The sequence below is a fragment of the Rhizobium oryzihabitans genome (genome assembly GCF_010669145.1).
In the GTDB taxonomy this organism is placed as follows: domain Bacteria; phylum Pseudomonadota; class Alphaproteobacteria; order Rhizobiales; family Rhizobiaceae; genus Agrobacterium; species Agrobacterium oryzihabitans.
In genome coordinates this window covers 80,067-94,394 of sequence record NZ_CP048635.1, presented here as the reverse complement: position 1 = coordinate 94,394, position 14,328 = coordinate 80,067, and the positions used below count along the sequence as shown (strand labels likewise).

Genomic DNA, 14,328 nt, shown 5'->3' with positions numbered 1-14,328 from the left:
TCATCTTCCGCTCAGAACTTGCGGCTGATTGACAGCTTGAAGTTACGTCCCGGCATGGCGGCGATGCGGTCGCTGAGATAGGGGAAGTAATATTTGTCGAACAGGTTGTCGATTGAGGCGTGCACTTCCGTTCCGGCCATCATGCCTTCCTTCGGCGTCCAGTCGAGGGCAATGCCGTGGACCGCGTAGCCGGGGCTTTCGGGCCGGGCATAGGAGGCGCCGCCCTGGTTGGCGGGTGTATTTTCCTGCGCGGCGACGAATTGTCCGTTCCAGCTGAGCGCCAGATCCCAGTCAGGCAGCTTGTAGCCAAGCTGAACATTGGCTGTGAACGGCGAAAGATCGTTCACATAGGTATCCCGGCCATAGACATTGTTGATTGCGCCGTTACGCGAGCCGTTCATCCACGACAGGCCGAGATTTCCGAAGATGTGGTCGGAATCGTAGCTTGCAGAAACATCGAGGCCGTAAATCTTGTAGGATGGGGTGTTCCAGTAGAACGGCACGTTCTTGACGCCGGCAAGGTTGGCGGTGCCGAACCGGCGCGTGATGGGATTGGTGACATTGTTATAAAAGCCGCCGATCGAGGCCGTCAGGCTGTCACCTTTCAGGAACACCTCGTCGAATTGCTGCGAGACGCCGATGTTGAAATTGTTGTTGCGCTCCACTTTCAGATTGCGCGACGTTCCCGATGCCGTGGTTGCCAGGCTTTGGCTTGAATAGATCTCGTCGATGACGGGTGCGCGCATGGCATAGGCCCAGTCGGCGAAAAAGGTGGTGCCCGGAACCGCTTCCCAGCGCATGCTGAGAGCCGGCGTCGCGCCGCTATGGGAAACGGCGGAATAATCGTGCCCGGCGGCCGGAGTGTTAAAGCGCGGCGCCGCATTTGGAACGCCTTCGGAGCGGACGTGGTCGAACCTGATGCCGGGTGTCACCTTGAAGGTGTCCGTCAGGCTGATTTCGTCGCGGAAAAAGGCCGATATGGTTTCCTGCGTGCCTTCCGGTTTGATCCATGATGCATAGTAGCCATAATTATATTGCGCACTGGTGCGGTTGGCGATGTCGTACATCCACGAGTCCCGGTCGTGGCGCATATATTGCACGCCATAATTGGCGACGTGGGACAATCCGCCCAGTTCGAAATTGGAGGTGTTCTCCGCTTCCAGCTTGAAGTCGGTATATTTCGTATCGTCCTGCATGCCGCCCAGCGATCCGCTGGGCACGAAACCCGGAATGGTCGGGCGGGTCATGTCGAGGCTGGTGGCGGAGAAGCTCGCCATCGCCTTGAAATTCACGAGATCGCTGTCGCCGTCATAGGAATATTTCAGCGTCGAGGAAAAGTCCTCCATGTCGCGCCAGGCAAGTGCCCTCAGCCGCGCCAGATCGTAACCATAGGTCTTGATGGTGTAGGCGGTGAGACCCAGATCGCCGCGATTGGCGGCAAGCGGGCCGTAATCGGCGGATTTGCCGTAGATCACCGAGGCGCGCAGCTCGTGGCCGTCATAGGCAGCGCCGGCATTGGCGGAAAAGGAGGTGATCTTGTCGTTGGAGGCGTCATAGACCTGTCCGCCGCCGACGCGCACATTGTCGCTCTTGCGCCAGATCACCGAGGCAAGCCCGTCATAGGTCACGGGGCCGCCGAAATCCGATTTGCCGTAAATGGCGGCCGATCCGAGCTGCTGCCTGTTGGCCGACTGATAGCTCGTCTTGCCCCAGGCGCCGAAGGTCTGTCCCGGTTTCAGCATGTCGGAGGCCGTCTTGCTTTCCATGATGACGGTGCCGCCGAAGCCGCCATTGCCATAACGAACGGATGTCGCGCCCTTTTGGATTTCCACGCGTTTGAGCAGTTCCGGATCAATGAAGACCGTGCCCTGATCGTAGCGCTCGAAGTTCTTCGGAGCGCCATCGAGCAGAAGGCGCACGTCTGACTGGCGGGCGAAGCCGCGAATGGCGGTGGATTGCCCCTGCAATCGCACGCCGCCGCTGGAACTGACACCGGGCGTCTTCTGGAGAAGTTGCGGCAGGGAGGTGGCTTGCGCCGCCTCGATGGCGACCTGATCGATCTCGACAACGCTTGGCGCGTCGCCGTTGAACACACGGCCGCCCTTGAGCGTGATCGGCTCGAGAAGCGTTCCGTCACCATTTTCGGTCGTTCCGGCGGAACGGCTCGCCATCTCCATCCTGACGGTTTTTTCACCGATGAACTGGTAGCGGATTCCGGTTCCGGAAAGCAGCCGTTCCAGCGCCTCGGCCGGGGTCATGGTGCCCGAAACAGGAGCGCTTTTGAGGCCTCTGGCGACAGAGGCGTCATAGACCATCTGAAGGCCGGACTGGCTGGCAAGGCGGTTAAGCGCGCTTGCCATGTTGCCGGCGGGCAGATTGATCGCGATCCGCTGCGTCTGCTGCGCCAGGGCCGATGCCGGAATGGTTGCCGCCGCCGCACTCGCAAGCAAAATGGATAATAGCGATACGCGGGTCCGGTGGCGGAAAGTCGGTTCTGGTCTTGTCATGGCGGGCACCTCTCCGGGGCAGCAAATGGGGTTCTGCTCCACGAACGAACGAGCCCGCTTTTCAGGGACACCTCCGCCGGAGAAATTTCATTCAATAAAGAACGGTCAGATAAGGACCCGCCCTGACGACACCGATCTCAAGCGCGGCGGCCAGATCCGCAAGGGCCGTGCCCGGGTCGGAAAGGTCGAAATTGCCCGACAGCCGTTTTCTCCTAAGGCTCTCCCGCGTCACGACGATGCGGCCGGGAAGATAACGCTCAAAGGTCTCCAGCACTTCGGAAAGCGGCCTGTCCTCGAAGACGAAGCGGCCGTTGCGCCAGGCGGCGATGGAGGAGGGGTCGACCGTTTCAATGCTGCCCAGCAGGCCATCGGACGAATAGTCGACGCGCTGGTTTTCGTTAAGCCGGCCGTTCTGGCCCTGCTGGCCTGTCACCACGGATACGCTATGTTCCAGCACCGTCACGCTCGTTGCCTCGTTGCGCATATCGATGTCGAAGGCGGTGCCGAGCGCGGTGGTCGTGCCGCCGGCGGCCTCGACGGAAAAGGGCCGCGCCGCATCGGGCGCGACTTCTACGAAGATTTCACCGCGTAGCAGCAGTAGACGCCGCTCCTTTGCGGAAAAACGCAGGGCGATGGCCGAATTGGCGTTCAGGGTAATGGTTGAACCGTCCGGCGTGGTGACGACCTGCCGCTCTGCCGTGGCGGACATATGGTCGGAACGCAGGCGCATGGGCATATCGGTCAGGTAAAAACCTGATAGCAGCGAGACGCCGGCAATTGCCGCCGCTGCCGCCTTGCCTTTGGCGCTGCCGCGCTTGCGTGTCGCCTTCATCAGAAACGCCTGGTCGCCCGCCAGAAGGGCGCCGGCGTCGCCCATCAGACATCGGACACGCTCATAGGCCTTTGCATGCTTCTCATCCGCAGCCAGCCAGGCGTCGAAATCCGCCGCAAGGGCCGCGTCGTCCGGTCTTTCACGCTTGTGCAGAAACCAGTCGACAGCTTCCTCGCGCAGCATGGAGGCGTTTTTTGCAAGCCCGGTCACAGCGTTTCCTCCAGGCATTCCAGGCAATGGAGATAGGCTTTGCGAAGATGGCGGTCGACCATGTTCTTGCTGATGCCGCTTCTCTCGGCGATCTCGAGCGAATTCAGATTTCCGATGCTGCTGGCAAGAAAGACCTGCCGGCGCTGCAACGACATGCCCATCACGGCGCGTCGCAATACCTTCAGCCGATGCTCCCTGTCGGCGAGGCTGTCCGCATCGCTGACGGGTTGCGGAGCGGCAAGCGCCTCCTCCATGCTTCCGGAAAACAGCCTGCGCTCGAATTGTTCGCGACGAAGGCGATCAATGCCGAGATTGGCGCAGGCGCGGATCAGGAAGGCGCGGATGAGCGAGGTATTTTCGGGAAGCCGGGGTTTGCCGGTCAAGCGCAGGTAAAGATCGTGGACGATCTCCTGCGAGATGGCAGTGGTGTGCCCACGCCGGTTCATGGCCTTGCACAACTCGTCATAATAGAGCTGTACGGCATCATCAATGAGTGCGCGTGACGTGGGCTTGCTCCACATGCGGCGGGTTCCCGGTCGGAAGGATTGAGCGATCCCCGGGTCAATAGGTGAAAAATCACCCGATGGCAAGAAACATGACTAATTTTATCATGTATCTTTTTTCTCAGCAAAAAAGGTCAGGCCGACAGACAATGCCGGCCGTTTTTCAAGGTGCCGCTCTGGCAAAGATCACCGTCTGGATCAGGCCCTGTTTCCTGTGGTTGGCGATGGTGATCGTGCCGCCGAAACGTTCGATGATTTCCTTGGCGATGGCCAGACCAAGCCCGACACCCGGGATCGATTTGCGCCGGGCGAGATCCACCCGGAAGAAGGGTTCGAAAACCCTGCCGATCAGCTCCTGCGGAATGCCGGGACCTTCATCCCGTATCGTCACGACGATCTCGCTTTCATCTTCGGTCAGGTCGATATGCGCCTTTTTCCCATGGGTGACGGCGTTGAGCACGAGGTTACGCATGGCCCTTTTGAGCGCGAGCGGCGCGGCCCTGATCGTCATGGTCGCTTCCGGCTCCATGAAATCCAGCGCACCGGCGTGGCCGAGATCGGAAAGGTCTCTTACGATTTCGCGGAGCAGCGCGCCGACATCGATCGTCTTGACCGTATCCTGGTTCACCTCTTCGCGCACCAGCATGATGGCGCTGTCGGCGATGGCATCCAGTTCTTCCAGGTCCGCCAGCCATTTGGCCCGTTCCTCGTCGTTTTCGATGAATTCCGCCCTGAGGCGCATGCGGGTCATCGGGGTTCTGAGGTCATGGCCGGCGGCGGCGACAAGGCGCATCCGGCTTTCCATCGCCGCCTTCAGGCGCGTGGCGAGTTCGTTCAGCGCCCGTGCTGTGGCGCGGATTTCGCCGGGCCCTGTTTCCGGCAGGCGCGGCAGCGAACCGTCCGGCCCGATGCTGGCGGCGGCATTTTCCAGCATGTCGAGCGGTCGGGTAATCTTGCTGGCGGCAAAGATCGAAACCGCAGCACTGCCGAGAATGATGAGGCCAATCCACATGCCGAAGACCTTCCAGCCGCCGGGCGGCGGGCCCATATGGGGAATTTCGGCGACCAGCCATCCGCCTTTTTCAAGCGCGATGGCCGCGACCGGCGCGGGGTTTCCCGGCATGCGAACGACGATTGCGGCGCGGGGTTCTCCGACACGGGTGAGCGCCTTTTCCAGAAATTCCGAAAGCATGCCGTCCGGGTCACCTGTCGGCGGCCGTTGTTCGATGCGAAAATAGCCGGGTTGTTGCAGGGTCGGGTCGCGCTCGGCCATCGTCACGGCAAAGGCGAGACTGCGCGCCAGGGGCTCGATGGTGGCGTCGGGCGGCGGCGGCCGCAATGTCCGGTCGGCCACGACAGTCGCAAGCGCGATGACCGCGATGATGGAGGCGATCAGCAGGGCGGCGATGCGGTTCCTCAGCGAATTCATCGCGGCACCGGCAGGGTTTTGACCTGCACCGTCATCTGGTAACCGCCGTTGCGCACCGTCTTGAAAATCGGGCTTGCTGCGTCGGCGTCCAGCTTTTTGCGCAACCGGCTCATCAGCACGTCTATCGAGCGGTCGAAAGGACCGCGGTCCCTGCCCTGAGTCAGATCGAGAAGCTGGTCGCGGGAAAGAAGCCGGCCGGGCCTGTCGAGAAAGACTTTCAGCAGATCGAATTCCGCTCCCGTCAGCTCGATCTTTTCACCGCCCGCGTGGATGACGGAGCGCTGCTCCGGATCGGCGGTAAACTGCGCAAAATGATAGGCGGCGGATGCGGCGCGGGGAGCCTCCTGCGGTGTCGCACGGCGCAGCACCGCCTTGATGCGCGCGGTCAGTTCGCGTGGGTTGAAGGGTTTGCCGAGATAGTCGTCGGCGCCGATTTCCAGCCCGACGATCCGGTCCACATCTTCCTTGAGCGCGGTCAAAAGAATGACCGGCGTGCGCGGTCGGCGTCCCTGCAGGTCGCGGCAGATATCGAGGCCCGAGCCATCGGGCAACATCACGTCGAGCACGATGAGATCGGGATCGGAGCTTGCGATCTTTTCCTCGAATTCGCGCCTATCGGCGGCCATAGAGACGCGAAATCCCTGCGAGCCGAGATATTTCGCGAGCAATGTGCGTATTTCCGGATCGTCATCAACGATCAATACATGTGTAACCGAAACCGTCGTCATATCGTCCAACCTTTTGATGCCACTATACATAAGCGGCGCAAGGAAACGGCGGATTTTTGCAACGAAAGCTTTCCACGGCCCGTCTGGCAACATTCGGTTACAAATAGGCCGGCTGCGAAAGAAAATCGGAAACATTCGGACCAAAGCCGGAAACCCGGCACTCCTATCGTCCTTTCATGTTGGAAAACGGAAGGAAGGTAAGATGAGAAACTCGTTATTGGCCACCGCCGTCATCGCGACCGCAATTCTGGGTGATTCCGCTGCCTCGCAGGCCGAGGAGCAGAATGCGCCGGCACCACAGGCAACCGAGCAGGGCGTGCCGCCCGGGGCTCCCGATCTCGGCCCGGATCGTGGACCAGATCGGGGGCCGATGCCACGCATCCGCAGAATGGCAGGACCTGATGTTCTCGGATTGGCGACGAAGCTTTCGGCCGCCGAAATCTATATCGGCGTTACGCCGGAACAGCTCGGGCCGTGGCGGGCCTATGCCTCGGCGCTGATCGATCTCGTTTCGCCCGGTCCTGAGCGCGCGCCGCTGCCGGCAATGTCGGCCGAAGATTCGGCCAGACCCGAGCCGCGTCTTGCCGGCGAGGAACTGGCAGGCATCGTCGCGAAGAAAGCCGAGCAGGCGAAAACCTTGCAGGACGCCGTCGCAGCGCTGAAGCCGAAGCTCTCGCCGCAGCAGGTGCAGAAACTTGCCGAACTCGAGCGTGCCTTGATGCCACCTCCCGGCCCGCGCCACGGACCCGGGGAGGGCGGTCGTTTCGGTCCGCCTCATGGCGACAGGATGCCGCCGGTTCCGCAGGCGGAGCGGGGCTGAAACCACTAGTCACAGTTTCCTCCTTTAATCTGCCCCCCAGTAGAGGAGGAAATCAGCCGGTGACGGCTGCAGCCGGGGGATCGCTCGCCTGCGATCCCCCGCGTGATTTTCAAGCGGGAAGACGATGATGAAATATTTCTATGTGGTTCTGGCAACGGTCTTCGGCTTGAGCTTTGTCTGGTCTGTCGCCGCAGCCAGGGAACGGGCGGTGGAAACGCCGGCGACGAAATCGCGGCAGGTAGAAAAGCGGCTGCATCCCGCCTGCAAGACGGACCAGCACGAAAAGACGGGCTCCAAACGTCCTCGCAACACCTGCCGCAAGGCTGACGCTGAAAAATCCACAGGCGCCTATCGCCGGCCGGACTGGACATAAATATGAAAACGGCACGTAAGGCAGGGGCATTGCTGGCGATTACGGCTCTGGCTGCAGGCGGTTACTGGCTGTCCTCGCAATATACACGGGCCGCCACGCCCGCCTACATCACATCGCAGGTGACGCGCGGCGATATAGAGCAGACGGTGCTGGCAACCGGAACGCTGAAACCCGTTCGCCTCGTGGCCGTCGGCGCACAGGCCTCCGGTCGCATCACCGCCGTCAAGGTTGCGCTGGGAGACACGGTGAAGGCGGGCGATCTCGTCGCCGAGATCGATTCCGTCACCCAGACCAACAGCCTGCGCACCGCGCAGGCAGCGCTGGCCAATGTGAACGCGCAGCGCGTGGAGAAACAGGCGACGCTTGTTCTCAACCGCCAGAGCCTCGCCCGCCAGCAGGAAATGGTCTCCAAGAACGCCGCCTCCCGTGCCGATTTCGAAAGCGCCACCGCAGCACTCGCCGTTACCGAGGCGCAGATCAAGGCAATTGACGCCCAGATCGAGGAGGCGCAGGTCGCGGTCGAAACCGCCGAAGCCAATCTTGGCTATACGAAGATTACCGCTCCCATCGAAGGCACGGTTCTGTCGATCGTCAGCCAGGAAGGGCAGACCGTCAACGCCACCCAATCCGCGCCGACCATCGTGATCCTTGGCCAGCTTGACCGGATGACGGTGCGCACGGAAATTTCCGAAGCGGATGTAACGAGGGTGAAGCCCGACCTGCCGGTCTATTTCACGGTGCTTGGCGAGCCGCAGCAGCGCTACGATGCGAAGCTCGCTTCCATTGAGCCCGCGCCGGAATCGGTGCGCAGCGATTCCAGCTTCAGCTCCTCGACGTCTTCCACATCCACCTCGTCCTCCTCCAGCACCTCGTCATCGGAAGCCATCTATTATAACGGCGTTTTCGAGGTGCCGAACCCGAAAGGCAAATTGCGCACCTATATGACGGCGGAGGTTCATATCCTTCTCGGCGAGGCAAAGGACGTCCTGACGGTTCCTGCCGCCGCACTTGGTAATATGGATGGAAACGGCGATTATTCGGTGCGCGTGGTCGCTGCCGATAGCGGGATTTCCGAGCGCAAGGTGAAGGTGGGGCTGAACAACAAGGTCACGGCTGAGATTCTCTCCGGCCTTGCCGAGAACGAGCGCGTCGTGACCGGAGAGCTTTCAGCCGAAAGCAAAACGAACTCCATGCCGGGGCCGGGCGGGCCGCCGATGGGGCTTTGAATATGGCTGCCCCTCTAATCAGCCTCAAATCCGTCCGGCGGGACTATCCCTCCGGCGAAGGCACCATCAGCGTGCTCAAGAACATCGACCTCACCATCGAGGCCGGCGAGATGGTGGCGATCGTCGGCGCGTCCGGTTCCGGCAAGTCGACGCTGATGAATATTCTCGGCTGCCTCGATCGGCCGAGTTCGGGAAGCTACAGCATCAGGGGCCGGGAAACGGCGCATCTCGATGCCGATGAATTGTCGGCGCTCAGGCGCGAAAATCTCGGCTTCATCTTCCAGCGTTACCATCTGCTGGCGGAATTGACAGCACTCGGCAATGTCGAAATCCCCGCAATTTACGCCGGCAAGTCGCAGGCTGAGCGCAGGAGCAATGCCGCAAGGCTTCTTGGCCGCCTTGGCATGGCGGAACGCCTCGATCACCGGCCCGGCCAGCTTTCCGGCGGCCAGCAGCAGCGTGTCTCCATCGCCCGCGCCCTCATGAACGATGCCGAGGTCATCCTTGCCGATGAGCCGACCGGCGCGCTCGACAGCGCGAGCGGCGATGAGGTGTTGCGTATTCTCGACGAGCTGCATGCCGAAGACCGCACCGTCATCATCGTCACCCATGACATGTCGATTGCCAGACGCGCGGGGCGGATCATCGAAATCAGCGACGGCGCCATCGTTTCGGACCGGAAGGCGGATGCATTGGCGATATTGCCGGAAGAGGTCCGGCCCGCTGCCGTTTCCCGCGGGACTTCAGGCCTCTCCAGTCTCGTTTCCTCACTGCGGGAAGCCTTGCGCATGGCGCTTCTGTCGATGCGGGCGCATAAGTTGCGCACCTTCCTCACCATGCTGGGCATCATCATCGGCATCGCCTCGGTCATCAGCGTCGTGGCGCTCGGGCAGGGGTCGCAGCAGCGCGTATTGCAGAATATTTCGAGTCTCGGCACCAACACGCTCGAAATCTTCGCGGGCAAGGATTTCGGCGACATCAGGTCGGGCAAGATCACCACGCTTGTCGTTTCCGATGCCGATGCGCTCGCCCAGCAATCCTATGTCGCGGCGGTCACGCCGACGGTGTCGACCTCCAGCACGGTGCGTTTCGGCGCGAAGGAGGCGAATGCGCTCGTCAATGGCGTCAGCGAGCGTTACTTCGTCGCCAAGGGCACCAAGCTGTCGCAGGGGCGGTTTTTCGATGCGGCTAGCGTCGCGCAGAAGGCGCAGGAGGTGGTGATCGACGAAAATACCCGCAAATCGCTGTTTGCGGATTTCAGCGGCAGTCCCGTCGGTCAGGTCATTCTCATCGGCAAGGTGCCGGCCCGCATCGTCGGCATCACGCAGGCGCAGCAGGGCGGTTTCGGTTCAAGCCAGAACCTGTCGCTTTATCTGCCCTATACCGCCGTCCAGTCCCGCTTCCTCGGCAGCCTGTCGCTGCGCAGCATCACGGTGCAGGTAAGCGACGGTACCGACGTCGCCATTGCCGAACAGGCGGTGACCACGCTTTTGACCCAGCGGCACGGCACCCGGGATTTCTACATTCTCAACACCGACGATATTCGTCAGACGATCACCAGCACCACGCAGACGCTCACGCTTCTGATTGCGGCGATTGCGGTAATCTCGCTTCTGGTCGGCGGTATCGGGGTGATGAACATCATGCTCGTTTCCGTCTCCGAGCGCGTGTCGGAAATCGGCGTGCGCATGGCCGTCGGCGCTCGGCGCACCGATATTCTGCGGCAGTTCCTGATCGAGGCAGTGCTCGTCTGCATCATCGGCGGTACGCTCGGCGTGCTGAGCAGTCTCGGCTTCGGGGTGCTTTTCGCCGCCTTCAGCAGCAATTTCGCCATGGTCTATTCCACGACGCCAATCGTTGCCGCTTTCGTCTGTTCGATGCTGATCGGTGTCGTCTTCGGCTACCTGCCGGCGCGCAACGCGTCGAAACTCGACCCCGTCGCGGCACTGTCGGCGGGATAGTGCTTGCCGCTACCGGTCACGCCTTGTTTTTTTCGATGAAACGAATGGCGTCGCCGACGGTCAGGATCGTGTTGGCGGCGGAATCGGGGATTTCCACGCCGAACTCTTCCTCGATTTCCATGACGACCTGAACGACTTCGAGAGAATCGGCACCGAGATCGTCAGCAAAATTGGCGTCGTCGACAACCGTGCCTGGGTCTACACCCAGCTGGTCGACGATGATTTTTTTGATACGGTCTGCGATGCTGGACATGGTGGGACTCCGCGAAAGTTGCTTGCCGCCGTACCGCACGATTGAATTTGCGCCCAGAACATCTGTGCGAAAATCGAAGCCGGTTTTCGCGAGGCATAATGCGCGGAGTCAAAGGTTCAAAGCATCGATGACATCCGGACGTAGCATGCCTTTGGCGACTGCGAAAGAGCGTTGACCGCGCGTAGATGCCCCATAAGAATGCGGGGTGCGCGCCGCGTTGAACAGTTTGTGACTGGAAGCGGTGAACCGCTGCGCGCTAAACCGCGTTTTTATGGAGTAAATATCGTTCAGCCCCACCGAGCATCCACGCCCATGGTCCAGTCGTCCCCGGAACGCTTCATATTGCTCGATGGCATAAGGGGTGTGGCCGCCCTCTTTATCGTGCACCGTCATGCCGAGGTGCTTTTCGGAAAGAGCACGGCGTCGAGCTATCTCGCCGTCGATCTGTTCTTTGCGCTCAGCGGTTTCGTGCTGGCGCATGCCTATAGCGTAAAACTGCGCGAAGGCGCGATAACGCCCGGCTTTTTCATGAAGGCGCGCTTTGCGCGTCTTTACCCGCTCTATGTGCTGGCGCTGGCCCTGATGGCTGCCTATTTTATCTGTCTTTACGTTCTCGGTCTGCCAACGCCGATCGATGATCTCCATCGCCTCGTCGATCCCGGCGAGCTGGCTTTCTCTCTGGTGACGGGGCTTCTCTTTCTTCCAGCGCCCTTCACGTTGACATTGAACGGGGCCCTGTTCCTGGTCAGTCCGGCATGGTCGCTTTTCAACGAGCTGGTCGTGAATGCGGTTTATTCCCGATGGGGCGTGCGGGCGACAACGAAGCAGACGATTGCGGTGCTGGCCGTCAGCGCTGTCGTGCTGATGGTGGCGGCTGCGGAGTTCGGCAGACTGCATGCGGGCTTTCGCTGGAACGAAATGTATGCCGGCATGGGCAGGGTGTTTTTCTCATTTTTCGCCGGCGTATTGATCTACCGTTTCCGCAACCGCGTTCCGGAGCTGAGGGCTGTCCATGCGGCTCTTTGCCTCCTCGTGGTCTGCGTCATCCTTGCCATGCCCATGTCTCGCGAGCTGCGGCCGTTCTTTGACTTTGCAGTCGTTGTTTTTGTCTGGCCGCTGCTACTGTTCGTTGCCAGCAAGACTGTTCCCGGCCGCAGGGTTGGCATGGTGTCGGCGTTCCTCGGTACGGCGTCCTACGCGGTCTATGTGCTGCATATTCCGCTTCTGGCCTGGATGGAGTTTCTGGTTCCTGCAGTCCACAGGGACAATATCGCCTTGCCTGCCGGTATCGTGTTCCTGATCGGAACGACGTGCCTGTCATGGTACCTGACGGTCCATTACGATCAGCCTGTCCAGAAATGGCTAAAGATCCGCTTGAAAAAGCGGACCGACATCAGGCAGCCGGTGTGACCGCAGGACTGAATGGTCAGTAATGGGCGAAGATCGGGGCCGTTAGCACAAAGGCGGCGACGAGGCTGATGATCGTCAGTTTCGCGGCGCGCATGCGGCGCATTCTACGGCCGCTCCAGTCATACGTCATACTCACCCTCCACGCAGACGCAAACTCCCGGACATGATGTCCGATCGATTTAGTGTCTCCTGATATATCCCGTTTGCCAAGCCGTTATTTTCATCGGTGATTTTGATGGTTATTAAATCTGGTAGACTGGGCCGGTTGTCGGCGGAGCCTCAGGGGAAAAGCCGAATGAGTTGATTATCTTTCAATTTCAGACGGCTGCCCTCGTCAGAAGAGATGCAGCTTTCAATGTTTCGGCGCAAATCCTCGGGAACAACAGGGCCACCGGCCTTCAACAGCTTGTCGCCCATCGAAAAGAGAATGCCGAACTGGGCTTCGCATTCCGATGACGTCATCAGTTGCGGCAGCGCCGAAACAACGTTCGGCGCAACAATTTTATCCGTATCGTACAGGGTGACGAGATACCATGTCAGGAACAGCCCGAGCCAAAGGCCGGTGCTGACCATGATGTATTCACGCATCTGCGCTCTCCCTCAATGCCGGTAAAGCAGTGGCAGGCCCTGGATTGCATAACGGGGGAGCGGTTTCCATGGTTTGATCCGGTCGTGCTTCTGGACGCCGAACAGGAAACGCATTTCTTTCGTCAGTTCCACAGGATCGGTCAGGCCGTCCTGATACAGTTCGATTATCTTGCGGGCTGCCCTGTTGTGAAGTTTCTTGTCATTCTCCTCGTCATGGCAATTGAAGCCGACATTTTCGAGGACCGATTGAAGCATTTTGAGATCCTGAGAAGAGATCAGGCAGCTATGGGATGCGGAAGACATTGAATCCTCCTTTCTTGTGAGCTCAGAAAAGCCGGAGCGTCGCGCGTCCCTTATTAAGGCTGCACGGGGACGTTCCAACATTTTGAAACGATGCCGGGACGGTTGATGACCGATGCCGGTTTTCGGGGCCGATGCCTTCGGCAGGCCCTGTTGAATTCCAAGGGCGGCCGTTCCATCGAAACATGTGTAAAACGGGCTTGAAATCGGCAACCAGCCTCAAGACGGCAACGCCCTTTAAAATCGCCGCCAATAAAAGGTGCGCTCTTTGTACGGAATACGCAAGTTAATTCCGCCGTCAGCGGCGGTATTGAGCAGGTTTCGGCATGGCCTTTAAAGACAACAAAAAAGGCCGGGGCAATATTGCACCGACCTTCCTCATATCGCTCTTAACACCAGTGCCAGTACATCCGTGGTCAAAAGTCCAAAGCGACTAAAACAACTGCGAACGACAATTTCATTTGCGCTCACCAGCAGCTGCTACATTCTTTATATAGAAGGGCAATGTGGCCAAAACAAGTCCGTATACCAGGAGATGTTTCGTCGCCGGCACCTGTCAGCGACCGGCTTCGACCTTGCCCTATTTCTTTTTGCCATCCGCTGTCGTGGCGTTTGCGAACTTGACCTGCGAGCCGGCTGGCGCTGCTGCTGCGGCCTTGGTCTTGTCCTTCTTCGGCTTGCGGATTTCCTTGTTGCTGCGTACTTGACCCTTGGCCATGGTGTCCTCCTCATATTGAACTGGTATCGGATGCGGTCCGTGCATGGTCGCTCGTCACAGGCCGATTGCGGCAAGCGGCCTTATCGTCACGGGGAAGGTGGTCCAGACAGTGGATTTTTCTCCACGGCCGGGTTGGTCAGGCGGATACGCCCTGCAGAGAGGAGGCTTCGCGCCATGCGGGTCTGACGGCTGAAATCCGGAAAGGCCGAAAAACCTGTCGGTTCCCCGCGATAGTAGTCCACGCGCTCAGCCGTTTCTTCGGCTTTGCCCAGGAGTAGACGCAACGAGGCGTTTTCCCGGTAGCCCGCGCCACCGGTGCGGACGAGGTTGCGTGAGAGGCTTGATGAATAAAACTCGGAAGACATCTCGACCTTCTTTCGTTCGGGGGCGAGGACACTCAGTCCTCAATCATCAGCGTCATTCAGCGGAATGCTGACCACGCGAAGCCTGCGCCTGTTATGTATCAGGTT

15 protein-coding genes are annotated in these 14,328 nt (G+C 60.0%); 5 read left to right on the top strand and 10 right to left on the bottom strand.

Features of this window, described 5'->3' with window-relative positions; all coding sequences use genetic code 11:
• Positions 1 to 11: 11 nt before the first annotated feature.
• The 5 genes from G3A56_RS17295 to G3A56_RS17275 form a co-directional block, all read right to left on the bottom strand.
• Entirely contained in the window at positions 12 to 2,507 is a 2,496-nt protein-coding gene (locus G3A56_RS17295) for a TonB-dependent receptor (protein WP_246231380.1), read from the bottom strand.
• 91 nt (positions 2,508 to 2,598) lie between these two features.
• Positions 2,599 to 3,549: a FecR family protein gene (locus G3A56_RS17290; protein WP_164056754.1), complete on the bottom strand. Its 951-nt coding sequence runs from the start codon at positions 3,547 to 3,549 to the stop codon at positions 2,599 to 2,601.
• The gene (locus tag G3A56_RS17285) at positions 3,546 to 4,070 is read right to left on the bottom strand and encodes an RNA polymerase sigma factor (RefSeq protein WP_035225630.1); all 525 of its coding nucleotides are present in this window, start codon (positions 4,068 to 4,070) and stop codon (positions 3,546 to 3,548) included. Before G3A56_RS17285 ends, G3A56_RS17290 begins: the two co-directional genes overlap by 4 nt.
• A 145-nt stretch (positions 4,071 to 4,215) precedes the next feature.
• Positions 4,216 to 5,481 (bottom strand): HAMP domain-containing sensor histidine kinase, encoded by a 1,266-nt coding sequence (locus G3A56_RS17280; RefSeq protein ID WP_082185900.1) that lies wholly within the window; start codon positions 5,479 to 5,481, stop codon positions 4,216 to 4,218.
• A complete protein-coding gene (locus G3A56_RS17275) occupies positions 5,478 to 6,209 on the bottom strand; it encodes a response regulator (protein WP_208615159.1) in 732 nt (243 codons plus the stop codon). The genes G3A56_RS17280 and G3A56_RS17275 overlap by 4 nt, the downstream gene beginning before the upstream one ends.
• Positions 6,210 to 6,411: 202 nt before the next feature.
• Between G3A56_RS17275 and G3A56_RS17270 the strand changes: the two genes are divergently transcribed.
• The 4 genes from G3A56_RS17270 to G3A56_RS17255 all read left to right on the top strand — a co-directional run bounded on the left by G3A56_RS17270 (position 6,412) and on the right by G3A56_RS17255 (position 10,589).
• Positions 6,412 to 7,029: a hypothetical protein gene (locus G3A56_RS17270; protein WP_082185902.1), complete on the top strand. Its 618-nt coding sequence runs from the start codon at positions 6,412 to 6,414 to the stop codon at positions 7,027 to 7,029.
• Between the two features lie 124 nt (positions 7,030 to 7,153).
• Positions 7,154 to 7,402, top strand: a complete 249-nt coding sequence (locus G3A56_RS17265; protein WP_082185903.1) for a hypothetical protein — start codon at positions 7,154 to 7,156, stop codon at positions 7,400 to 7,402.
• Positions 7,403 to 7,404: 2 nt separating this feature from the next.
• Positions 7,405 to 8,628, top strand: a complete 1,224-nt coding sequence (locus G3A56_RS17260) for an efflux RND transporter periplasmic adaptor subunit (protein ID WP_082185904.1) — start codon at positions 7,405 to 7,407, stop codon at positions 8,626 to 8,628.
• Between the two features lie 2 nt (positions 8,629 to 8,630).
• Positions 8,631 to 10,589, top strand: a complete 1,959-nt coding sequence (locus G3A56_RS17255; RefSeq protein WP_082185905.1) for a MacB family efflux pump subunit — start codon at positions 8,631 to 8,633, stop codon at positions 10,587 to 10,589.
• 16 nt (positions 10,590 to 10,605) lie between these two features.
• Here the strand turns inward: G3A56_RS17255 and G3A56_RS17250 are convergent, their stop codons facing one another.
• Complete coding sequence (locus G3A56_RS17250; RefSeq protein WP_003499836.1) at positions 10,606 to 10,842, bottom strand: acyl carrier protein; 237 nt, start codon at positions 10,840 to 10,842, stop codon at positions 10,606 to 10,608.
• Between the two features lie 312 nt (positions 10,843 to 11,154).
• Here G3A56_RS17250 and G3A56_RS17245 point away from each other — a divergent pair, with 312 nt between their 5' ends.
• The gene (locus G3A56_RS17245; RefSeq protein ID WP_164056753.1) at positions 11,155 to 12,252 is read left to right on the top strand and encodes an acyltransferase family protein; all 1,098 of its coding nucleotides are present in this window, start codon (positions 11,155 to 11,157) and stop codon (positions 12,250 to 12,252) included.
• 279 nt (positions 12,253 to 12,531) lie between these two features.
• On the opposite strand, the gene G3A56_RS17240 is transcribed toward G3A56_RS17245, so the two are convergent.
• From G3A56_RS17240 to G3A56_RS17230, 4 genes are all read right to left on the bottom strand, one after another.
• A complete protein-coding gene (locus tag G3A56_RS17240; protein WP_003499825.1) occupies positions 12,532 to 12,840 on the bottom strand; it encodes a hypothetical protein in 309 nt (102 codons plus the stop codon).
• A 12-nt stretch (positions 12,841 to 12,852) separates the two neighbouring features.
• Positions 12,853 to 13,095 (bottom strand): hypothetical protein, encoded by a 243-nt coding sequence (locus G3A56_RS17235; protein ID WP_003499824.1) that lies wholly within the window; start codon positions 13,093 to 13,095, stop codon positions 12,853 to 12,855.
• Between the two features lie 625 nt (positions 13,096 to 13,720).
• Positions 13,721 to 13,858 (bottom strand): hypothetical protein, encoded by a 138-nt coding sequence (locus tag G3A56_RS28460; protein ID WP_003499822.1) that lies wholly within the window; start codon positions 13,856 to 13,858, stop codon positions 13,721 to 13,723.
• Between the two features lie 86 nt (positions 13,859 to 13,944).
• Complete coding sequence (locus G3A56_RS17230) at positions 13,945 to 14,223, bottom strand: hypothetical protein (protein WP_082185907.1); 279 nt, start codon at positions 14,221 to 14,223, stop codon at positions 13,945 to 13,947.
• Positions 14,224 to 14,328: the final 105 nt, after the last annotated feature.